This window comes from Phormidium yuhuli AB48, from assembly GCF_023983615.1.
In the GTDB taxonomy this organism is placed as follows: Bacteria; Cyanobacteriota; Cyanobacteriia; order Cyanobacteriales; family Geitlerinemataceae; genus Sodalinema; species Sodalinema yuhuli.
In genome coordinates this window covers 3,446,278-3,470,322 of the sequence record NZ_CP098611.1, presented here as the reverse complement: position 1 = coordinate 3,470,322, position 24,045 = coordinate 3,446,278, and the positions used below count along the sequence as shown (strand labels likewise).

General features: G+C 48.8%; 15 protein-coding genes. 6 read left to right on the top strand and 9 right to left on the bottom strand.

What is annotated here, in order from left to right; translation table 11 throughout:
* Nucleotides 1–41 precede the first annotated feature (41 nt).
* Nucleotides 42–1,748 (bottom strand): ABC-ATPase domain-containing protein, encoded by a 1,707-nt coding sequence (locus NEA10_RS14855; RefSeq protein WP_252661878.1) that lies wholly within the window; start codon nt 1,746–1,748, stop codon nt 42–44.
* Between the two features lie 60 nt (nt 1,749–1,808).
* The gene (locus tag NEA10_RS14850) at nt 1,809–4,394 is read right to left on the bottom strand and encodes an ATP-binding cassette domain-containing protein (RefSeq protein WP_252661876.1); all 2,586 of its coding nucleotides are present in this window, start codon (nt 4,392–4,394) and stop codon (nt 1,809–1,811) included.
* Nucleotides 4,395–4,600: 206 nt separating this feature from the next.
* Here NEA10_RS14850 and NEA10_RS14845 point away from each other — a divergent pair, with 206 nt between their 5' ends.
* The 4 genes from NEA10_RS14845 (at nt 4,601) to NEA10_RS14830 (ending at nt 9,566) form a co-directional block, all read left to right on the top strand.
* Nucleotides 4,601–6,211, top strand: a complete 1,611-nt coding sequence (locus NEA10_RS14845) for a serine/threonine protein kinase (protein ID WP_252661868.1) — start codon at nt 4,601–4,603, stop codon at nt 6,209–6,211.
* A gap of 243 nt (nt 6,212–6,454) precedes the next feature.
* Nucleotides 6,455–8,176: a protein kinase domain-containing protein gene (locus NEA10_RS14840; protein WP_252661860.1), complete on the top strand. Its 1,722-nt coding sequence runs from the start codon at nt 6,455–6,457 to the stop codon at nt 8,174–8,176.
* A gap of 323 nt (nt 8,177–8,499) precedes the next feature.
* The gene (locus NEA10_RS14835; RefSeq protein ID WP_252665423.1) at nt 8,500–8,658 is read left to right on the top strand and encodes a hypothetical protein; all 159 of its coding nucleotides are present in this window, start codon (nt 8,500–8,502) and stop codon (nt 8,656–8,658) included.
* Nucleotides 8,646–9,566, top strand: coding sequence for a serine hydrolase (locus tag NEA10_RS14830; protein ID WP_252665370.1), 921 nt, complete (start codon nt 8,646–8,648; stop codon nt 9,564–9,566). Before NEA10_RS14835 ends, NEA10_RS14830 begins: the two co-directional genes overlap by 13 nt.
* Nucleotides 9,567–9,592: 26 nt before the next feature.
* Here the strand turns inward: NEA10_RS14830 and NEA10_RS14825 are convergent, their stop codons facing one another.
* A complete protein-coding gene (locus tag NEA10_RS14825) occupies nt 9,593–9,985 on the bottom strand; it encodes a hypothetical protein (RefSeq protein WP_252661850.1) in 393 nt (130 codons plus the stop codon).
* Between the two features lie 1,355 nt (nt 9,986–11,340).
* On the opposite strand from NEA10_RS14825, the gene NEA10_RS14820 reads away from it, so the two are divergent.
* A complete protein-coding gene (locus NEA10_RS14820) occupies nt 11,341–11,952 on the top strand; it encodes a COG3650 family protein (RefSeq protein ID WP_252661848.1) in 612 nt (203 codons plus the stop codon).
* Here the strand turns inward: NEA10_RS14820 and NEA10_RS14815 are convergent.
* The 6 genes from NEA10_RS14815 to NEA10_RS14790 form a co-directional block, all read right to left on the bottom strand.
* Nucleotides 11,939–12,202 carry a hypothetical protein gene (locus NEA10_RS14815; protein ID WP_252661846.1) on the bottom strand — a complete coding sequence of 88 codons (264 nt, stop codon included), beginning with the start codon at nt 12,200–12,202 and terminating at the stop codon, nt 11,939–11,941. The genes NEA10_RS14820 and NEA10_RS14815 overlap by 14 nt on opposite strands.
* Before the next feature lie 418 nt (nt 12,203–12,620).
* Nucleotides 12,621–14,060 carry a calcium-binding protein gene (locus tag NEA10_RS14810; RefSeq protein ID WP_252661844.1) on the bottom strand — a complete coding sequence of 480 codons (1,440 nt, stop codon included), beginning with the start codon at nt 14,058–14,060 and terminating at the stop codon, nt 12,621–12,623.
* A 617-nt stretch (nt 14,061–14,677) separates the two neighbouring features.
* The gene (locus tag NEA10_RS14805) at nt 14,678–15,691 is read right to left on the bottom strand and encodes a hypothetical protein (RefSeq protein WP_252661842.1); all 1,014 of its coding nucleotides are present in this window, start codon (nt 15,689–15,691) and stop codon (nt 14,678–14,680) included.
* A gap of 67 nt (nt 15,692–15,758) precedes the next feature.
* Complete coding sequence (locus NEA10_RS14800; protein WP_252661841.1) at nt 15,759–19,064, bottom strand: tubulin-like doman-containing protein; 3,306 nt, start codon at nt 19,062–19,064, stop codon at nt 15,759–15,761.
* 127 nt (nt 19,065–19,191) lie between these two features.
* Complete coding sequence (locus NEA10_RS14795) at nt 19,192–19,569, bottom strand: hypothetical protein (RefSeq protein WP_252661839.1); 378 nt, start codon at nt 19,567–19,569, stop codon at nt 19,192–19,194.
* A gap of 89 nt (nt 19,570–19,658) precedes the next feature.
* Entirely contained in the window at nt 19,659–21,344 is a 1,686-nt protein-coding gene (locus tag NEA10_RS14790) for an ABC transporter substrate-binding protein (protein ID WP_252661837.1), read from the bottom strand.
* Between the two features lie 507 nt (nt 21,345–21,851).
* On the opposite strand from NEA10_RS14790, the gene NEA10_RS14785 reads away from it, so the two are divergent.
* A complete protein-coding gene (locus tag NEA10_RS14785; RefSeq protein WP_252661835.1) occupies nt 21,852–24,044 on the top strand; it encodes a serine/threonine-protein kinase in 2,193 nt (730 codons plus the stop codon).
* Nucleotide 24,045: the final 1 nt, after the last annotated feature.

Here is a 24,045-nt window from a genome sequence, read left to right as displayed (position 1 = left end):
TCGCTGTACTATCTGTCTTGACTTTAAACCCGGGCGTGGTGTCAGTGTTTTATGTCAATGGAGCGGAGGCGGTTTAAGGCGGCGGCGAGTTCAAAACGACGGAATTGGGCTAACGTTCCTACGGGGAAGGGGGAGAGAATATCTAAGCCTTGGGAGGCGATCGCCCCTTCGATGTCATCTAAGAGTTGGGCCAGGGTCTGATTGCTGTGGGGATAGTCTTGTTTGAGATAGACCATGGCTTCGGCAATGGCCCGCAACTGTCCGGTATCGACGAGTTGTTCAACGGCGGATAAGTCGATTTCATCGCTTCCAAAGATGATTTCATCGTCATCTCGCACTTGCCATTTGACGGCCCGTTTGCCCCGACTGGGGTCGAGACTGTCGGGGAGGAGATAGCGAGGGGTGGGAGGGGTTAGGGGAGATTGGGGGTCCGGTTGGCGGCCGGTGTGGTACTTGGCGGCAATGTCTTTCACTTGCTCGGTGACGTTTTGGGGGCGATAATGGGTCATGGCGATCGCCGTATCGGCCGCCTCGAAGTAATCGCCACTTCCTCCCATGACGAGAATGGTGGAAATCCCTTGTTCGTCAAAGAGGGGACGGACGCGATCGACGAAGGGGGTAATGGGTTCATGTTCTTTGGCAATCAATTCTTGCATTCGGCGATCGCGAATGGTGAAGTTGGTGGCGGAGGTGTCTTCGTCGATGAGTAAGACTCGGGCCCCGGCTTCGATGGCTTCGATGATGTTGGCGGCTTGAGAGGTACTCCCACTGGCGTTTTCTGTGGAGAAGCTGCGAGTGCTTTGTCCTTGGGGTAAGTTGTTGATGAAGGTGGAGATATCCACGCCACGCACGGAACGACCATCTTCGGCGCGAATTTTCACGGCGGCGTCATCGGTGACGACAAATTCCCGGCCATCTCCGGGAATGCGGTTATAGACTCCCAGTTCAATGGCCCGTAGGAGGGTGGATTTGCCATGATAGCCGCCACCGACAATCAGGGTAACCCCTCGGGGAATGCCCATGCCGCTGATGGGTCCGCCGTTGGGCCGGTTGAAGGTGACTCGTAGGGATTCGGGAGATTCAAAGGGGACGGCGTTGGTCTCTAGGGGACGGGCATCCACGCCACTGCGGCGGGGTAGGATTGAGCCGTCGGCGACGAAGGCGATGAGGTTGTTCTGGGAGAGTTGCGATCGCAGCCAGTCGGCATCTTCGATGGTTTCGACCTGTTGTTGGATGGCGGCGGCGTCCAGGTTTTGGTAGATGAGGGCGCGATCGACCAGTTCTGGGATGTCATCACAGAGCATTTCGGCGGCCTGTCGCCCTAAAATGCGCCGTCCTTGGGCGGGAAGTCCCACGGTGAAGCGGATTTCTACGCCGTTAGGGTTGACAAATGCAGAGGTTCGTGCTAGGACTTCTTGACCGAGACGACAGACGGCGATCGCCCCACTTTTGCCGGTTCCCCGTTTCTGACTCAGTTGACGACAGGCCTGAGAAAAGGCTCGGGTTAGGTAATCCCGTAGGGCGATTTCTCGGGAGAGACTGGCGTAGAGATGTTCGGGAAAGCCAGCGACGCTCATGGGAACCCAGACGCTCAACTGACTCGGTGCGGCGAAGGGATCTCCTTGAACATAGTCAATGGTCAGTTTAAAGTCGGGAAATTGGTACTGTCCCCGCAAGTCTTTATAGGCTTTATAGCCCCGTCCATCGAGGTTGAGGAGGAGATCTTCGAGATGTTGTGCGTCAGTCATGGGTCTAAGGGGATGCTCCCCAGGGATTGTCTCATGGGGAGGGTCTTTGGGTCGAGATGGTTAGAGGGTGTCTTTGCGTTTGAGTTGCCAGAGGGCGATCGCTAAATAGACCCCCGCATGAACTCCTAGGATAGCCCAGTTTAAGCCCAGGTTCGACCAATCAGCGTCATAGACGGGGCTGATTTCAAAGGCTTGGGGAATCTCGGTTCCATCGGGATAGGTTTGCGGTTCGGGAACCATCTCATTCACGTTTACTAAGGCTCCATAGGCTCCCACAGACCAACGACTCAACATGGCCCAGGAGATAAATTTGGCGACACCCTCCATGGTGAATAAGACGCCGGAAAAGATAATTTGAGGAAGCAAAAGTAAGGGGAGGGCGGTATTGGCTTGGGTTTCGTTGCTGACAAAACAGGAGACGGCTAAGCCGAGACAACCACTGGTGAGGAGGGTTAAAAAGGTGGTGACACTCACTCCCATGGTCCAAGAAATGAGCTGAGGTTCAGGAGATTGGAAGCCCAGGAGAATGACAGCGGTCATCAGTAAGGTTTGGATCAGAGCCAGTCCCCCTAAGACGAGAACTTTGGAGCCTAAATAGGGGACTAATCCTAGGTTGACTAATCGCTCTCGCAGATAAATAGCCGACTCTCGTACGATGGTTTGTAGGGAGCCGGATAAGCCCACCCAAATGGCGGCGCAGGTGAAGACAAATAAGACCCGCAAGGCTAAGGGTGCTAGGGTGGGATCGGGGCCTGTGGGCAAAATGAAGGGTTCGCGATCGCGAATGGCAAAGGTGATTAAACCAATGCCAATCGGGGCGGTTAAAAGGGCTAAGGCTAGGTTGAATTTATCGGCAAAAACTAATTGGATATCCCGTTGTAAGAGGACTGAGATTTGTCCCCAGGGGGAGGGGGTGGCTTGTTGAGGACTCTGGTTTTGGGGGGCGGAGGATTTCCCGCTAACGGTTTTGGGGGATTGGGGGGTTATCCCGGAGGGGGAACCGTTGAGGGGGCCTAATTGGCGTTCGACGTAGGTTTGGTAGCTGGGATGGTTGCGGAAAAATTCGGCGCAGCGTTGACAGTAGGCTTCGGGTTTAATTCCCTGATTCTCTTCTGGAGGCTTGTCCAGTTCGATGTAGATTTCTGCAAAGCCGTCGAGTTCATAATGATGACCTTGAGACTTGACAAAATCATTAAAAAATGGTATGGCTTGCTCGGGGTCGCCGAAGTAACAGAGATTCCCCCCTCGGCCCATGAAGGCGACGCGATCGCAGAGGGTGATATTGGCGGTGGCGTGGGTGACGAGGGCCACGGTGCGATTTTCTTCTTTGGCTAAGTCTCGCAACAGTTCCATCACTTTTTTGTCGAGGCCGGGATCGAGGCCTGAGGTGGGTTCGTCGAGGAAGAAGAGTTTGGGATTGGCCAGGAGTTCCACGGCGATACTCACCCGTTTGAGTTGTCCGCCACTGAGTTTGCTGACGAGACTGTTGCTGCGATCGCTCAGGGCCACGGTTTTCAGGGTTTTTTGGACAATTTGGGCGATCGCCCCCTCATCGGTATCTGGAGGAAGCCGCAACTGGGCCGCAAAGGTCAACACTTGAGTCACGCTCAAATTACGATGGACAATATCCTGTTGAGGAACATAGCCAATTTGGGTGCGATAGATATTAAAATTGTGCCGTAAGTCATCACTATTAAGATAAATATTGCCATAATCAACTGGACGAATCCCTAACAGGGTTTCTAATAACGTCGATTTTCCCGCCCCACTTCCTCCCACTAAGGCCACGAGTTGACCCGGTTCAAGGGGAACTGAAACATTATTAAGTAGAGAGAATTTTGCCGGTATTTTTTGTCCCAGAGCAACTTGGATTTGTTCCCAGAAATTTTCGGGATGTCGAGGAACTTGACGGGACAGTTGAATTGCATCAATCCGCAAGCCATCCCCACGACCTTCTAGGAGTAACTCATCTCCTTTGAGGATGAGGGCGTAGGGACCGATGCGAATCAAGTCTCCATCCTGTAAACTTTCTTGATTTCTAGCCTTAAAAACTTTACCGTAGCGAGTAATAAAAATACCGTTAGTACTTTTATCATAGAGAACATAGCCCGATCCTGAATTATCGATGATGGCATGACGTCGGGAAATGACCGGTGCCTCTAGATATAAATTAGACCCCTGTAACGCAGGGTCACGACCGATTTCTAAGGAGCGATGTTTTAAGGAAATTGATTTAGCAATCGTCGAAGTGTCCTGATGCCGAGGGGCATTGGGATTGATATACTTGAGACGAACTAAATTCTGGGGGTCTTGACCAATTTGTAACTCATCGCCATCTTGGAGAATATGGGGTTGATAGGTTCCGACCCGTCGCTGACCATAGAGAAGTCCGTTACGACTAAACTTGTGGTCTTGTCCTTGGAGAACCCCGTCATAAATGCTGTAGGTATCTCCTTCACGAGTGAGAGTCCCATGGAGACGGGACACGGCTGCCCATTCATCCCCTTCTAAGGTTAAATCCACCTCAGGGGCCCGTCCAAAGGTCAGGCGATCGCCCATGAGGGAAAACTTCTTCACCTTTCCCTGAAAGTTGAACTCCAAATAAGCAGGAGATTGATTGACCAGAGTGGTTTTACTAGAAGTCATGGGGCTAGATCGCTTACAGCAACGGGTTCAGGACATTTTTATGATTTTAGGATAGTTCCCCAAAAAATTAAACATCTCCTCATAGCCGCTCAGAAATCAGTTGCCTAAGATACAAAACTCCCTATCCTTTGCCGGACAATTCAGGTTAAACTAGACCAAGCCTCCGTTCCTGACCCGAATCCCTCAAACCTTGTGGAGTCAAGACTATGGATAAGTTACCTCTGATTAAAGACCGCTACCAGGTCATTCGTCATTTAGGGTCGGGGGGGTTTGGGGAGACATTTTTGGCGGAAGACACCCAAATGCCCTCAGGTCGTCGCTGTGTGGTCAAACGCCTCAAACCCATTGCCGACAACTCTCAGATTTATCAACTGGTCCAAGAGCGATTTCAACGAGAAGCGGCGATTTTAGAAGAATTGGGCGGTCATCACCGGCAAATCCCCACCCTCTACGGATATTTTCGGGATGACGACCATTTTTATTTAGTGCAGGAGTATATTGAAGGGGAAACCCTCTCGGGGTATCTTCAGCATCAGGGACGACTCAGTGAAAGTACCGTCCGAGAAATTCTCGTGAGTCTGCTACTGGTATTGGAGTACGTTCATAGCAAAAAAATTGTTCACCGAGATATTAAGCCCGATAATATCATTCTGCGAAGCGGGAGCCTAGAGCCGGTGTTACTGGATTTTGGGGCGGTGAAGGAAACCATGGGAACGGTGGTCACGGAAGGGGGACATGCGACTCGGTCTGTGGTAGTGGGAACTCCTGGTTTTATGCCGAGTGAACAGGCCGGCGGTCGTCCCGTGTATAGTAGTGACCTCTATGCGTTGGGATTGACAGCGATTTATGCCTTGACAGGCAAAATACCCGATGAGTTAGAGAGTGACCCCATGACGGGAATCGTCCTCTGGAGACCTTACGCCTCTGGAGTGACTCCCACCTTTGCTAGCATTCTTGACCGCGCCATTCAACCTCATGCGCCTCATCGCTTTCCTATTGCCCGTCAGATGTGGGAAGCTCTGACCCAACAATCCCCGTCTCAAGCCGCCATTCCCGCCACGGCAGTGTCTGACTCCCAGAATACCCTCGTCGTCAGTCCCACAGCGGTCTCTCAACCGCCGGCTATTGCCCCTACACCCGTGCCAGCTTCTGCGGGAATGTCGGATTGGGCCAAAGCGGCATTAACTGGGGCAGTCATGGGAGTAGTTTTAATTGGGGGATTGGTGCTCTATCAGCCTAATGGTAATTCTCCTCCTGAACCTGAAGATTCTCAGCCTGAAGCCACAACCACTGATAGCCATGATGCGGGTGAGTCCCCAGGAAATTATGACGTCAATGAAGACCGGACGACCTCTGAGGTGATAGCAACTGAAACAGCTGCCTCGATGCCTGAATCGAGAGCTGTGCCTGAATCGAGAGCTGTCCCCACGGCCGACAGCTCTCAAGGTGCCGTCAACCCACCAACGCCAAGGACATTCAGACCCTCAGCCGTCACCAGGGTAGAAGAACAATACAGACTCGTGAGTCACCGTCAATATCAAGAAGCCTGGAGTCGATTACATGAGAACTTTAGAGGTAATCGGTCAATTTTCACCAATGGCTATAACTCCTATGCCGACTGGTGGGATACAGTGAGCCACGCGGAGGCTCAGAACCCTCAGGTGATTGAGCAGACCGATGATAGGGCCGTGGTCAATACCCAGGTAAGACTACAGATGAGAACGGGGGAAATGGTTTATGAACCCCGAGAAATTACGCTCCTTTGGAATCAAGAGGCTGAAGCTTGGATGATTAGCCAAACAAGATTATTAAATTAGTCCAACTCATCAGGCAAGCTAGGACAACTACACAATGAGTTCAAGAAAATATAAACAAATATTCTAATTTGTTGAGGTATTTTAAAAAAGCCTAAGTTTTCCTGGCTTCTGAACCACAAAACTTATAAATTCGGTTTAAATTAAGAAACAAAAGCCCCCTATCTTTTTCAGGAGAATTTAGGTTAAACTAGACCAAGCCTCCGTTCCTGACCCGAATCCCTCAAACCTTGTGGAGTCAAGACTATGGATAAGTTACCTCTGATTAAAGACCGCTACCAGGTCATTCGTCATTTAGGGTCGGGGGGGTTTGGGGAGACATTTTTGGCGGAAGACACCCAAATGCCCTCAGGTCGTCGCTGTGTGGTCAAACGCCTCAAACCCATTGCCGACAACTCTCAGATTTATCAACTGGTCCAAGAGCGATTTCAACGAGAAGCGGCGATTTTAGAAGAATTGGGCGGTCATCACCGGCAAATCCCCACCCTCTACGGATATTTTCGGGATGACGACCATTTTTATTTAGTGCAGGAGTATATTGAAGGGGAAACCCTCTCGGGGTATCTTCAGCATCAGGGACGACTCAGTGAAAGTACCGTCCGAGAAATTCTCGTGAGTCTGCTACTGGTATTGGAGTACGTTCATAGCAAAAAAATTGTTCACCGAGATATTAAGCCCGATAATATCATTCTGCGAAGCGGGAGCCTAGAGCCGGTGTTACTGGATTTTGGGGCGGTGAAGGAAACCATGGGAACGGTGGTCACGGAAGGGGGACATGCGACTCGGTCTGTGGTAGTGGGAACTCCTGGTTTTATGCCGAGTGAACAGGCCGGCGGTCGTCCCGTGTATAGTAGTGACCTCTATGCGTTGGGATTGACAGCGATTTATGCCTTGACAGGCAAAATACCCGATGAGTTAGAGAGTGACCCCATGACGGGAATCGTCCTCTGGAGACCTTACGCCTCTGGAGTGACTCCCACCTTTGCTAGCATTCTTGACCGCGCCATTCAACCTCATGCGCCTCATCGCTTTCCTATTGCCCGTCAGATGTGGGAAGCTCTGACGCAACAATCTCTGTCTCAAACTCCAGTCATTATGGGGGAATATCCTTCCGAACAACCGGTTCCGGTAACAGGTGTTCCTGGAAATTCATCAAACTATCCACCAGCAACAGCGATCTCACAACCGATTGCTTCTGCAACCCAAGTGTCTCAACCTCCAGGTATTGCGCCTACACCCGTTCCAGCTTCTTCAGGAATGCCGGAATGGCAAAAAGCCGCGTTGACGGGGGGAGTGATTGGACTATTCTTTATCGCTGCATTGCTGGTTTTACGGCCGAGTTTTAATAATGGAGACTCAGGCGGGACTACAGCCGACTCCGGTGGTGTTACAGAGTCCTCGGTTGCTGGAGGAGACACTGTTAATGAGTTAGACGAATCAGAAAATTCTACCTCAGAAAATCCTCCCGACGTAGCCCCTGAAGCTACACCAATTCCTACACCTGAGCCACCCCCACCAGCATCTACGCCTCCACCTACCCCGGTTCCGCCTCCACCTACCCCGGTTCCGCAAGGTCAAATCACTCAGGAACAAGCTGTTGCAACTATTAATAGTTGGCTGAGTGCCAAATCGCAAATGTTTGCACCTCCTTACCGTCGAGATGTTGCTCAAAATTTAACGACAGGGCCTTTGTTAGAAGATTTACTGAAAGCCGATGGTTCAATTAGCTGGTTACAAAATAATAATGCTTACTATCAATATGGCGTACAACGTATTGAATCAATTGAACGTTTTGTGGATAGTGGAAATCGTGCAACAATTGAAGTGTCAATCACTGAAGATGCAACTTTATTTAAGGATGGTCGTGCTGATCCCAGTAATACTTACTTCACCACAAGACGCTTTAAGTACATCCTTGAGCGCATTGGAAATCGAGTCAAAGTTTTTGATTATCAATCTCTTGACTAAAATATTCTTTGTTTGAAGGTTAAAAAATCTTGTGAAATCCCAACCACCTTCCCAGCCTTCTAAGGATAATCTTCGACAAGCAAATGAGGGACTAAAACGAACAAAAATATCGGCCGCTATTAATTATTCTTCGTCACATAAGGAGATAGAGCAATCTAAACTATCCCAACTGCAATGGGTTGGCATAGCTATTTCGGTAGCAATAGGAGTCGGATTTATTGGAACTCTCACCTTGTGGCTTTTATCGCCAAAATCGCCACATCAAGAAAAAACTATTGCTGATATACCAGTTCTACCTTCAGAATCGTTAGATTCAGAAATTGATGACCCTGAAACCTCAGAAGACTCATCCTCAGGTTCATCAACATTTAGAACTCCTCCACCTTTATCAGGTTTACCTGGATCGGGAGAACCCAACTTTGATGTTGGCGATCGCAGCGAGTTACCCACTCAAAGAACTCCTCAAGCTATTTATAACGTAACCAGTTTACCCCAATTTTCATCCAGTTCAGAACTGGATCGCATCGTCGAAGAACTGGTTAACCTAGCCGCATCCCGAGGACTATCAACTCGGTCGCTATCCATCCATTTAATAGACTTAAATCGGCGAACAGAGGCGAGTTATCAAAGTGACGTATTTCGCTATCCTGCTAGTATCCCTAAACTCTTCTGGCTTGTCTCCTTGTATGGATTACAAGCTAATGGACAAATTCCTCGCCAACCGGTGGACTTTCCCTTAAACGGCTGTCGAACCGATGTCTGTAAAATGGCGCAAAAATCAGACAACGAAGCGGCCAGTCGAGTTGTTGACTTAATCAGCAACACAACTTCTAGTCAGCTTGACGTTGGTTATGACACCTGGCTAAAACGCCGATATTCAATCAACGAGTTTTTCGAAAATGCCGGCTATCAGGGATTAGATATTAGCCAAAAAAACTTTCCCATTCCCTACCTAGAGATGAGTCTTCCTAAGGGACGGGATTTACAGATGCGAGGAAATCTCAATAATCCCGATCGCAACCGTCTCACAGCTAGACAAACTGCCCGACTGATGTACGAACTAGCGGCGGAACTGGCAGTTTCTTCTGAAGACTCTCGGGAAATGCTGATGTTGTTAGAACAAAACTTAGATCCCAATGTTTGGGGGCCGGAAGAGTATGACGCTATTCAAGGATTTTTCGGGGAAGGGATTTTTCAACATCGCGATCGTATCAGGTTTTACTCCAAAGTGGGTTGGACGCAAGAAGGTCGAATGGAAGTGGCATTTATCCAAGATTCTAGCGGTCGTGCCTACATCCTATCCGTATTTGGGGAAGGGTCAGACTATGGAGACGATTGGGAGATTTTTAAGCAAATTTCTGAACGAGTGTATTCACAGCTAGTTTTCTAACTGTACACCTGAATCATAAAATTGCTTCAACGCTCATAACGGATCGCCCGGTCAATGGAAATCAACCCTTGACCGGGCCCAGCATGAATTTCCACTTGGGCTACATCCCCAGTTTCCGAGTAAAATCGAATCGTACTTCTAGATCTCGATGGCATCGATTGCCACTGACCAGAACTAGAATTGTATTCCAACGTGGTCCTGTAGCCGTCATTCCAAGAAATCACAATGCGTCGTTCACCTTGTTCAACAGAGCAACCCATGGACTGAGCCTGAGGTTGATTCTGTCCGTAAAAGCTACAAGTTGAGCGATACCGTCGCAGGTTTTGAGCCAGACCTGGCTCCATCAGCATCATCCCAGAAGCCAGCAAAACACCCGTCATGTAGGGCAACGTCCTAGACCAACTGAAGTTAAGTTTCATGATAATTTTTAACCAAGAGTTATAACCCCTTGATTTAGTTTTTTTGGGGAAGGCTTTAACTTTATTCAAGTCAAACCATTCAAAAAAGTCAACTCAACATTTTCAATTTTATAGAAACTTTATATTCTCAAAAAAATCCAGGCCGGACGACAAGTCATGAAAGATATCGCTCTTTCATGTGTTAAAAATAATAAGCTTTACCCAAAATACGCAGAAATACAGATTTGGTGAGCTTAATCATACTTTGACTTCGCCGCCGGTTCTAACTCATCAGACTGGCTCCTCCCTGACGAAAATTGCTCCTCAGCCGACCCCAGTTCGGAAGAAATTCGAGGTTGGCCCAGAAGATGCTCTATAGATCTATCGGCCCGAAAGAGGGAGTTTTACGTCATGAAGCTGAATTTGTGATAAATCTTTACAGATAACATGAGTCCCTCTCTATCTAGGAGCAGTTCTCGCCGAGGGAAGTCGTTCCGGTTGATCGAGGGGACTGAGAGAATCCCAATTGCCAAACAACGGTTCAATGGTATAATTCCATCAGGGTTAAACGAGGCAATTTTAGAGAGTTCGCATTTTCACCGACCAAGTTGGTTTAACACACAGCTTGATAAGGCTTAGATGGGTTGTGCGAGCAGACGACTCTGTTTTCATAAATTGCACAAATTAAAAACCTCAAAATAATTTGTTTTACTTATGATAAGACCCCCTGGATGGCGCCACAGACTCCTATTGGCATTATCAGTGACCTGTTGTTTAGGGCTATCCCAAAAAATAGCCAATGCTGGACCGATTGGTCCTATCATCCGACCCGTCACCTCGAACAATATCTATGAATGTCGGACGGGTAGAGCCTTTGAAATACTTCAGGGACACTCTAACCTTTCTTATACTTCAGTCGGCTTCTCACTGATTTGCCTGAATCCTGATAATACGGCCCGTTGGATTATTAGGTCTGGTATATTTTGTGAAGCCGAAGCCTGTCGAGAAGCCCCGTTGGACGAGTTTTTTGGTGTTGGGGACAATAGGAGCGCAACGGTACGGAGAACGCAAGTTCCAAGGGCCGTCTCCGGTATGGATTGTCGATGGGAGACTCATCCAGGGGAACGCTCACGAACAGGATGGTCATGTCAACGAGTCGTGACTCATGACGCAATGACGATTACAACTACCGGTCCAACTGAGCGAATGCGTGTTTTAGATTTTTTAGCTCGTTTCAGTGACTTGAGTCAAGACATGATTTATCACAGTTCGATTGTTCCTGTTAATCAAACTCAGGAGAACCAATTGAGAACTCACAGGTCAACTTGCTACGGGTCAGCCAACTTTTGTCGCTGATTAAATCAGCATCAACAATCATGAAAAAATCAAACAAATTTTCCCTAAGAAACAAACTCTGGCTAGTTTGTTTAGCGATATTCGGGTTTTCTTTAAGTCTGTTTGTTGGCATTAATTTTGTCAACTCAAAATCGACTTTTATGTCAGATGGAATGATTTTTCTAGTCCAAAATCAACCTCGGGTTCTTCAACCCATATCCTCTCGCGATCGCCATCTTGAGCGAGCCATTCAAGAAGAGATACCATTTATAGGAGAGTTCGAGTATCTCTATAATCGCATTGACTTAAACGGAGATGGACAACCGGAAACCATCGTCCATTTAATCGGTCCAACAACCTGTGGGACAGGAGGCTGCACGACCCAAATTTTTCAAGGTTCTGGGAGCAATTATAATCCAGTGGGTTATGGCTTATTAAGTCATCCACCGATTATTGTTACGAATCAAACCCATTCTGGATGGAAGGATATTGTGGTGCATCAGCGTGATGCAACCCCGGTTAGGTTTCGTTTCATAGGGGAAGGATACGAATCTCAAACTTCTCAACAAATCAACCTCAATCGAATCACGGGTACTTGGTTATTTGCGCGAGAATATCGACGCTATCTTAGAGAGCCTTTTAGGGTTCCCTAGTTCCAATTCTCACCACAATAGATAACCGTTGAGGGGAGTGCGTTTCACGCCGAAGTTCAGTCCTGTAGTTAGCCGGAATCTCAAATCGCAAACCATATTCCCGGTTCGTGATTTCACGACGAGCTTGGGATGGCTGCTCTTGGTTCTCATTGGAACAGGGAGCCGAACGCTGAGCCTGTACTGGAGTCACAACGAGGAGACTGAGGCTCATCAGCGAGAGGATTGTGGGAATTTTTAAGTAAAATCTCATGGCAATTGACTCTAACTCAATAACCCGAGTCATCTTGACCGATTTTAACGCCAACAGACTGAATTTTTGTCGGTTCTAATCGTCCGGCTAGAGCGGAAGATGACCTAGGACGACAGAGAAGATGGGCAACGAAATAAGCAATTATTTGAGTTTCATGATCGTCAAAGTAGAGTAACCGTCAAAAAACAGACCTAAAAAAGAGTTTCCTGTGACTCAGTAATTCTGCAAAAAGCACGGTTTCCTTAAATTCCTTCAGGAAACCTACATTTTTTTTACCTGAATATCTGCTCCTCAAGATAAGATAATCGTCAAAGGAAATAGCTAAATTGGTAGTGAGGCAAGTTAGGATGGATCTCAACATCCCATGATTCTTGAAATATTGAGACCCTTATCCTCTTGAAGATGTCAGGAATACAGCTTAAGGAGTAGCATTAAACCTTAAACTATACCGTGTATCCGTTTGATTACTTTGTGGATATACTCGAACGAAATACGTACCCGCACCTAATGAACGAGTGATAGAATCATCACTCGTACCCCAGTTAGTTGACCTTTCAATACGATTGCCTAATTCCCAAGAACCATCCAACTTTTGTTGACCGAGATATAACTCAATATCTGCATTCTGACGCATTCCAAAAAGATCCAAATTGAAATCACGAACTCCAGCTAGAGTGAAACGATAGTAATCATTCGGGTCAGCTGTTCCCACAAAATCTTGAAAGTTCCGTTCTCCTTCTAAAATACCTAAATTTAAGGCTTCAGAAGGTGTATTTCCCGCTTGATCAATAATTCCGGTTGGAGTGGCTTCAAAAGTTAGACTATACCGTGTATCCGTCTGATTACTTTGTGGATATACTCGAACAAAATATGTACCTGCACCTAATGAACGAGTGATAGAATCATCACTCGTACCCCAGTTAGTTGACCTTTCAACGCGATTTCCAATTTCAACGGATCCATCTGGTTTTAAATCACCAATATACAACTCAAGATCTGCATTTTGATCCATGCCAAATAAAGTTAATTCTACATCATGAACTTGATTGAGTGTAAAGCGGTAATAATCATTAGAGTCAGTAGTACCAACAAAGTCTCGGAAAGTACGAGTTCCACTAAAGACTCCCAAGTCACCAGCAGTCCTTGCTGTGTTTCCTGGGGTCACAGCTACGGGTGGAGTCTCTCCAACATTGCCAATAAAGTCATTAGCCGTGACGGAACCTGGGGCGACACCATTGAGAATCGCTAACACCTCTCCATTCCGGACAATCTCAGTATTAGTACCAGACCCCCGAATTTGCAGTTCAGCAAAGGCCACCCCATCCGGAAGACGGAGTTTATCAACCCCAGGCTGGAAGTCGGTAATCACATCACGATTAGCACCCGAGGCTTGCAGGAAGAACTGATTCGCTCCTCCCCCACCGGTTAGGGTATCCAAACCCCGATCGCCCGACAAGACATCATTGCCGGGTCCGCCGATAATAACATCATTCCCTTGTCCGCCAAAAATCGTATCATTCCCCGAGCCGCCAATGACGGTATCATCGCCGAGATTGCCGAATAGGATGTTATCGCCACCTCGACCATCAATATAGTCATTATCACGACCCCCGGAGATGGTGTCATTGCCCGCACCGCCGAAAATCGTGTCATTTCCGGCATTGCCGAAGACAATTCGTCCCGTGTCGTCATTCTCGAAATAATCATTCCCTCCCAGGAGGGCGATCGCATCCGTAAACGGTGAGTTCCGCAACTGATCTAACTGGTTCTGTGGCAACTGAGCCATGATGACCCGATCATCGCTCTCCGTTGCAATTCCAAAGTCAAACCCACCATCCGTCACAATAGTCAAAACCATGATTACAACCCCTTGGCTTAGTTTTTTTGAAAAGCTTTCATTATTTTGTAGTCGAGCGATTCAACAAAGTCAACCTAATGTTCCTATCTTCATGAAAACTTTATATTCTCATTAAAGCATAAAAGCAGGACAGCAAGTTATGAAAAAGCAATCTTTTTCACACATAAAAAATAATAACATTCAACCCCAATTTCTATGCAGAAATATCTAGAAATAAGGTTGACTCAATCATCACTCAACTTTGCAGCAGGTTCTAACTCATAGCGCTGGCTTTTCCCTGGCTAAAATTAACCCTCGGCCGACCCAAGTTTGAAAGAAATCTGAGGTTGACCGGCGAACCCTAGAAGAGGCTCTACAGGTCTATCGGCCAAGAAGGTCAAGTTTTACGTAATGAGGCTAAATTTGTGATAAATCTTTACAAATTCAAGAAAACCCACGAGGAGAGAGGGATGCTCATAGTGTCATGGTTGGAGCCATGAGAGGGACTCCGGGCAGGTCTACCGCCTGCACTCGGGAAGATAGAGCTGCCCCAAGAATATGACTGCTCCAGCCAAGTCAGCAAGAACAAGGGTTGGCAAAGGGTCGATAGTCAGGGAATTTCCTTTGACCAGCTTGATTTAAAAGAACAAAAACTGACATCCCAAACTGGCAAACACAGATAATTCCCTAGTCTGATTTCCTTGGCTCACCTCCAAAGTTGCATTATTCGTCACCCATCCAGACGTGGCACCAGGATGCTCAATCCGCCAATCTCCTTGTAACCTGACCTGAATGGAGCGATCAGAATTTTGAAAGGTAAAACTAGAGGGAGATCCCGTTCGTCCTGGGTTAATCTCTGGACCAGTGGTTCTCAATTGCAGAAGTTGATTGTCCAGTCTGAAATTAGCCGATGAGCTACCCCCCATTGCCGTTAAGATATGGGTCAAGTTATCATCTGGAGCGTTCCAAACCGCTAGACCACAAACCTCTAATGTGGGAACAATGCCAACTCGGGGTGGATCTTCCGTTATAGAAAACAAAAGCTCAACGTTATTCGTAATTCGAGATAAAACTTCAGGTTCCCGAGCATTCACTGAATTCACCCAGGAGAAAATAGTAATAGTTTTAGTTCCTTGAGGTGACCGAAAAAAGTAACGTCGGGTGAGACCATCGCCCCCCTCATGGGCATGATAACGTAATGCCGGTATTCCAGCTAGACTGACCCGTTGAACCCTACCTTCTTGTTGTTCAGCGGGTCGTCGTTCAAACACTTGCTCTAGTGAAAAACTTGGGGGAAAATCCGAGTCCATGACGTAAATTATGGCGGCAGCGTACCAGAAGGTGGTACGAGGTTGGCACTGATGAAATTCATAGGCTTCAGGAGAAAGAATCAGAATGCTATCTCTGAAGGTCACAGCCCGATAGTTGGCTGGCACTTGAAACTTAAAACGGTGTCGCTCAGAGCGAATTTCTCGACTTTCCGGAGAGGGGGGAGACTCATTCCTTAAGCGTTCAGACAGAGTTCTGACCCTCTCTGGACTACAGGGGGTTTGAGCCTCAACCGAGGGGAGGGGCAATGCACCCAGCAAGAGGAGTTGAATCAAACTGAACCCCAACCCCGAAATGAAACCTTTAGCTTTCAAGTTCAACATGGTATTTCTCCTTGACAGGATTTTGCCCTGATCCTCCTCCTATCTAAACAGTAACCAGCCAGAACATTTAAACATCCACCAACCGAGTTCCACAGTTATAACAGAACTTAGAGTGAGCGGGATTCTTCGTCCCACAGTTCGTACAGAAAATCGTTTCCGTCGGCCCATCCGGCTGGCTCGACTCATCAGCAACCAGTTGTTCAGCCTGAGGAGGGGGCGCCTCCCGCGTCACTGGAGGTTCCACCGGGGGAGGTGACTCCTGGGTTTTGAGTTTGTAGGTTTCAATCGTATCCCGGAGGATATTATTTTCCCGCTTATACTCAGGGCTATCCTTTCCACCCATCTTTTGCAACTCCAGGGCCCGCTGATTCAGATAACCTAAAAACAGTTCATAGAGTTCCTGCTTCTCATCCGCCGTCTCAGCCGCTTGCAAACGATGGTCGACTTGTTCCTGAATCACCTCGCGATCGCCCCGACAAGCCCGGACTTCCAACACTTGCACGCACTCCTCCCAATTCGCTGCGATATCGACATTTTCCGTCCCCATCACCGTTTGGCGGCTATAGCGAATCAAATGCTCCTTAGTTTTCTGATTTTCCTCCTGACGCAACACCCCCAAAACCCGCGCCAGTAACACCAAGCGAAAAACTCCCGAATCCTCAGGAAACACATCCCAAAATGGAGGGTCCTTTTGAATATGCACCGGAATCGGTAACTCCCGAGCCTCCCCTCGCAACTGTGCCCGTTGCGCCTCAATGGTTTCCCCCTTCCAATCTTGATAGGACTGGCGTAACTCCTTCATCCCATCAATACAACGCAGAGAAAAGCCCCCAATCTCTTGCACAAACACAATCCGATGACGTTCCGACTCTCCCAAAGGCGTCACCGCATCGTCACTGCCAATAAATTGCTGCATTCGGGGAATAATCTTCCGAGCCGCCGCATTGCCTGTATTTTTCCCGCCAATAATAGCAACTTTCGTATTCTTCGCTGGCTTAAACTGAGCATCCTTACCACTCAACACCGCCCGATCCAGAAGCACCAAGGGTTGAGACTTATCATAGGCAATCCGCAGTTGACTCTCAATTTGACTCTCATCGTTATACTGCTTCAACAGCCGCTCACACGCTGCCAACTCCCGTTTTAACTTACTATTTTCCGGAGACTTCTGAATCACCTCCCGACATCCCCGATAGATAATTTCCTGAAAGTCGTCCTCACGCACATCATCGATTTTAGTGACATCAAACAGGCGCATATACTCATCCGCCTCTCGATTTTCTTTCCAGAGAGGACTGGCCGCTTTTAGAACATCCTCAGACAGGGTGGCACAAGTGCGCTCTAAACCAATCTCTCGGGGAGACTGAGGACCACTAATCGCCCCAGCCAACTGTTCCAATAGATCTTCATAGAGACCATTCAGTTCTTGGCGCTCAAACAGTTTGATGCCGTTGATTTCCAAAGCATCGGCATTCTCAGCATCTTGTTTCTGTAACTTATCAAAGCGATCGCGCCACTGAACCATCCGTTGCGTCCAACGGCCCAATCGCTGTTCCAACTTCGTCAGATGTTCTTGCAGCCGTTCCACAACCACCAAGGCCGCCGTCCGTGAAATTCGCTGAATCACCGCGATTAGGCTCCCCTCCAACCCCGTCAGAGCCATTTCCGCATACTCCTCCATTTTCGCCTGTTTCGTAATGCCAAACTTATCCTTATAATCATTAATCAGTTGCAATCCCTGGTCATATTGCGCCTGAAGACCCTGTTCCCGACGCTCCCAAACCTCCTCTCGTTCCCGCCGGAAACGAGCCGTAGCATCATCAAACACCTGGCGCACCGTCACCACAAATTCATTGGCAAATTGTGGACCCCGAGTCCGGTCTTCCAAAATTCGATAAAACTCAGTCTCTAAGGCTTGTTTTCCCTGCTGAATCAACTTATCCCGGTTGCCATAAATCTTCTTGAGATAGTCTCCATGGAGCCGCTCATCGGGGCTGAGGGCGCGGAAATGGTCTTTGATATATTCATCGGCTTTCGGCTTGAGGAATTGCTCCACGAATCCCAAAATCTTACCCTGTTCTCGCCCCACCATATTCACACCCTGCTGGGTACATTGCAGCCAATTATCCTGAGCCATTTCATTGCGAATGTCATAAGCCCACTTAGAAATTACATTCAGATATGACTCATCTTTGGCCATGAGTAAATCCGCCAGGAGTTCTGTTTCGGTCAAGCGCAAATCTTTGAGAATATTTCCTCGCACCAGTTCCAACATATCCGGCTGATTTTCCACCTTTTCATTCAGCCACCAATCTGTCACATCTTTCGCCAAACGATGGGCTAAACTGGTGCGAATCTGACTAATGGGAATCTCCACCGTTGACAGACCAAAACTCATGAAATTTTTGGGATAGCCCCGTCCCCCCGGGTCTTTATTCGCCCAAGCACTTTTGATATTATCGCGGATGGAGCGTTTGTGGGGGGCAAAATCGGAGGTTAAATCCAGGAAGATATTTTGGGCAATAATCTCCCGAATCGCATCCAGTTTAAACTCCGTGGCTGGGTTTTTTGTTCCCACTAGGTAGGTGAAATCAAAGGGACCCGTCTGGCGACGCACTTCATTGGACGCCGCTGAACCAAACTGAGCCACATATTGAGTCCGCTCATCACAGAAATAACTCAACTCCATCAGGGCCGCATAACCATTCGCCAGGACGCGATCGCCCACATTAATCCCCGAGAATGCATTGGGCATTGGCACAATGGCCGTCACCAGACTACTTCCTTCTCCGCTCAGCCAATGGCGGACACAATAGCCCATATCAATAATCATGCCACTCCCCGTTCCCCCAGAGAGAGACCCGGTCAGGAACACATTCACCGAATTAGTACTGACCCGAATGCCATACTGATCCAGCATGGTGTTTTCATGACCTTTCACCCGACGACAAGCCTCTCGAAATTTAGCCTGAATGTCGTAGTAGTTACAGAAAAAGGCAAACCGTCCACAGGCACGAATTTGCCCCGCTCCGGCTTCTAAACCACTAATATTTTTAGCCAATTCACCCGGAAACCAGGAGTTAATCCAGGGATAATTCTCTAAGTTACTAATAATCTCTTGAACTTGTTTTCCTGAAACCCTCGCCCAAAATTTCTCATTATCTTTAAACGGGCTACCAGCGGACTCAGGATTAGTAACCTTATAGTCTTTGTCCGTATCTACCGTGAGAAAACTAACGATAGGGAATTTCTCCAAACTCCCATAGCTCTCCTCAACCAGTCGCCGAACCCGAGATAGCACTTCGGCTCCAGTCCCTCCAATTCCTACGAGAACCGTGGGAACCATACTTTTTTCATCAACAGCAGCTGGCATGGTAATACGTCCTTGACGATGTTTACAAGAAATAAATCTTAGGAAATGTTCGTTATATTTCGAGTGTTTTACAGTTCAGCGTTCCTCCTCGGTTCATCCGGATTTTGTTCAAACTTGAATCCCAAATTTAACTCAGTAGTGGAAAAATAGGATCTAAAAATTCTGGGAGGACATCGGGAATGTCAGGAATCGGCAACCGGAGCAATTTTAAGAGAATCCCGAAAACAGCAACCGTCCAAAACAAAGCATGACCGATCGCCAGCTGTCCTGCCAGATTCCAGGGCAGACCAAAAACCCCTTGAAACAACACCCGATCCAGGGGCAACGTCAACGCCCACATCAGAGAAATCCAGGCTGCCCCCATCCAAAACAACATCCATTTGAGATTGGTAGCCCAACCAAAGTCAAAGAAACGGAATAGGGCATAGCCCATTAAACAAATCCCAAAGACAATGAGCGGGATCTGTACAATGGGTTCAAGCCACATTGAGCGAGATTTTGACATAGAACTCAGATTTAGTAAATTAGGGGCAAGGTTGGCTCAGATGGATCTAAGACGAGAGAGATTCCTCTCAACGGAGACTAGAGCTTGCCCTAGTCATCCGTCTCACGGGTGTCAACCGGGTCAAAGCGATAGTTCGACCCCGAGGGACCCCCCTCTCCCCGGACGACTTCCACCAGGGGAATCCCTTGAGCAAAAACATTAAAATCAGCGGCCACGCCGGAGATGGGCTGTCCTTGTCGCAACCGATTAACTACCTCAGCACGATTCAGTCCTCCCGTTTGATCCGGGTTTTGTCCTTTCAGGGCCCCCGCTAAAGCCTCAGTTGCATCAAAAGCCGTTGCCGTTCGCCAACTGACGCGCCCCTGCCACATGGCCGCCGCCTGTTGTGCGAAGGGGTCGTCATCGGACCAACTCCAGGGGATTGCTAAAACCATTCCTTCCACCGCACTTCCTCCTTCGATGAGCAAGGAAGGGCTAAACAGTTCATCAGCCCCAAGGAGCAGTAGGGGATTATTTTGGGCCACATTCCCTCGGGCGATCGCCAAGGCGGCATTAATCCGCTCTTTCGTCAGAGCCAGATAGGCAGTATTTGCCCCAGCTTGGGTAGCACGACTAATCATATTAGCCGCATCTCCCCCGGCGGAAGCGGAGATGTCACTGAGAATATCCAAGGGAGTCACCGAGACGCCCTTTTCTTGCAAGGTGCTAATGAAGGTGTCCTTCATCCGCCGACTGTAGGCCACATCGGAGTTGAAGAAGACCGAAACCACAGGCGGACTTGACAATTCACGACTGGCGTGGTCAATCAGGCTTTCGCTACTGCGTTTGAGGTAACCATCGAGCATTTCCCCTGAACCCTCCTGATAGGGCAACACTCTCAGGAGCGATGCACCCGTCGGGGACATGGAGACGCTCATCGTCAGAGGAGAGACCACCGTTAGTCCCTCATCTTGGTACAGTCGCACGGCCTCCTGAGCATATTCATCGGTTCCATGACCAATCAGCCCCAGAACTTGGGGACTGGCAATGAGAGCTTCCGCCACTTCGATGGATTCTTCAGAGCGATCCACATCCACCAGGGCCACTTCCATCAAACAATCCGGAGTTGGGGAACTGTTATTAAACTGATCTTGGGACAGAGCCACACCCCGCAGGATTTCTCGGGCCTCGTCGGGGTTGGAACTGATGGGAATTGCCACCGCAACGGTTCGTGGCAAGGCCCGACTGCGCAGTCGGGCCCGGGCATTATTGAGATAAATCTTAGCTTCCGGGTCATTGGGGTCACTGCTGGCCGCAAATTGATATTGTTCCAAGGCCCGTTGCCAGTCTCCAGCTCGAAATGACTGGGAAGCATCCCGTTTTTGGGAAATATTTTGGGGTTGGGTTCCCGTCAGGAGGACTTGTTCCCCTTGGGAAATGAGTCGCCCTTGGCTGGCCTGATCACTAATAAACCCCTCAAACTCTCCCGCCAAGCAGTTTCCCCCAGCCGGCGTCATCTCCCCTCTAATCGGCCGGGAGCCCCCATTGCCGTTCATCAGGGTCATCCCACCCCCGACTAACACCAGAAGCCCGAGGGCGATCGCCCCAGGGATAAGAAACTTTCTCCCCGGACCCGGCCTCGTCCCCTTATCACTCACTACCTCGTCCCGCGAGAGGGTACAAGACCCATAGGTGCAGAACGGTCCGTAATTGGTGTGAGGGGGATGTTCCCCGCTAGCCGCAGGATTTCCGTTTTTATCTTTTCCGGTACAAGTCCAGGGTTTAGGTGCGCTCACCGCAACGGCTCTCCTCAAACGATCTCGCTTGACCTGTATTGTACTGGACTCTCCCAAAAAAGCAATGTTTTTTCCGTCAATTTTTATCTCTGTTGTCATCAACTGGCTCAGGTTCATCTCGGGCAGATTTTCCCTGGGGCGATCGCCTCAGTTAAGGCTGATTTTAAGAATTGTAAAAATAATTCATCCTTTCCGTAAAATCCTTTTTTTTTGACCGATAGAATTGAATGGGGTTTTCTCATTTCTGTTGCCCGTCCCCCGGTTCATCACCACTCCAGTTCTCATACAGGGCCACCACACCCCAGAGTGACTATCCCTGAAATAACTGACAGAGAGAGAGACTCAGACTCTTAGAGAGCACCTGGCGAGCTAAATATTTACAAAACTTAACAGAGCAAAGATGACAAAATGAGTTTTTGCCCCTAGCGCACAACAACTGAATCAGTAATAATAGAGTGGCAGCTAGTGAACCGCCTTGCGTATTCTGCAAAGAGGAGCCTTAATTCAGTGACACAGCTTCCAGAAATTCCCACGGGAGAACTGATTGATAAACGTTACAAAATCGAGAAAGTTCTCGGGCAGGGAGGGTTTGGTCGAACCTATCTCGTCTCCCACCAAGGAAGACATGGGGAAACGTGGGTTCTCAAGGAACTTGTCCCCAGTGGAAGTCAGGACTATGTTGTTCAAAAGTCACAAGAGCTATTTGAACAAGAAGCGAAAGTCCTCTACCAACTCGAACATCCCCAAATCCCTAAGTTCTTAGAGTGCTTTCAAGAAAATGGACGGCTGTTTCTGGTTCAATCCTATATTGAGGGGAAAACCTATTGGCAACTGCTGAATGAGCGTAAGGACAATCAAGGTCCGTTTTCCGAGGCGGAGGTTGTCACCTTGATGCAACAGGTGTTACCCATTCTCGACTACCTACACCAGCGCAACATTATTCACCGGGACATCTCTCCCGACAACATCATCTTCAATAAGGACAACCAGAAACCGTATCTGATCGATTTTGGCGTGGTGAAACAGGCCATGACTGAAGTGGTGATCAGTGTGGCTTCCTCAACCAGTGGACAAAGATCGATGGTGGGTAAAATTGGCTACTCCCCGCCGGAGCAAATTCGCTTAGGACAATGTTATCCCAACAGCGACTTCTACGCCCTAGCGGTAACGGCCCTAGTCTTGTTGACTGGGCGAACCCCTGACGAATTATTCGATGGTTACTCTTGTGAATGGAAATGGACGGAGTTTGTCAGCGTTAGCCCCGAACTCACAGAGATTTTCCAGAAAATGCTGGCGGAAAAACCCTGCGATCGCCACAAAAACGCCCAGGAACTCCTGACGCTCTTAGAGCAAGTCCCCCAAGCGCCCCTCCCCCCTCTAGAACCTGAAAGCGAACCTGAGGAGGCGGAAAATGACGGAGAATCGGAAAACACCTCGTCACCTCAAGACGAGAGTTCAGGATCGCCACTTGGCCCGACTGTCGTGTCTACCGGAAACGCTGAGACCGTCCAAGACCAAGATTCATCCTCTGAGTCGGATACTGGACTCACCGAGGAGATGGAATCTCCAGACAGCCCTCCATCCGAGAAGCCGCTACCCGGAGAGTTGACCGAAGAAGACTTGATCGCTGACCCAACCGATTCTCCAGAAACACCTCGGGATGTGCCAGGGGAAGCCCATTTAGAGAAGTTTCCCTCAGAAAGTGCTTCCCCCCAGACCGCTCCAGTAGCAACGATTATCAGTCAGCCCTCAGGTTTGGGACTCAAAGCTCCTGAACAATCAGATCAAACATCAGAATCTGAGTCATCAACCAGTTCCCAACAGGTAAGCCCAACCCCGGAACCGGCACCAGCTCCTATCCCAGTCACCTCTAGAAACGCTAACAAGACCAAGATGGCGATCATTGCCATGGGTGTCTTGGCGGGAGCCTTTACCACCTATGCTATTGTGTCGGCGATTCGGACCCCCATCCTTGTGCGTCAGCGGGAACTGGCCGAGCAATTTCAGCAAGCCCTGCAAGCCGGAAACTCGGCGATGGTTCTGGCGGGAGGGGTTGACTCCATAGAAGAACTACAAGATATCAGTCAGCGTTTGCAACGGGCGATCGCCCAACTCGACGAACTTCCTGAAGATGTCAATTTTAGCGAAGAGTTACAAAACACCCGAGATCAGTTCCAACAACAGCTCAACGACTTTGAGAGTCAGATCGCTCAGCGTCAGGAGCAACAGCGTCAGGAGCAGGAACGACAAGAGCAACTCGAACGCTTAGAAGAAACCGTTGATGAGGCCCGGGAGTCCACTGCTAACGCTGACTCCATTGAGCAACTTGAAACCGCTAAAGGCCTCTGGGAAGATGCTCTCAACCAAATCGAGTCCCTGGATGAAGATGCCCGTCCCAACAATAGCTCCCAGCGTCAAGAAGACTATCAAGCCCAGATTGTAGATATTGAACGGCGGGTCACAGAACTAAGAAATCCTCCCGCTCCCCCTCCGCCACAAGCCTTTACACCTGAACCTCATTACGAACCCGAACCCCATGTCCCCTCAGGCTTAGCTCCAGCTCCCGATTATTACTATTCCCCTCCAGCTCCAGCTCCCGATTATTACTATTCCCCTCCAGCTCCACCCCCAGCCCCCGCTCCTGCCCCAGCCCCAGCACCCCCCCCTGCAAGCCAACCCAGCCAGGAGCCCTTATGGTAAT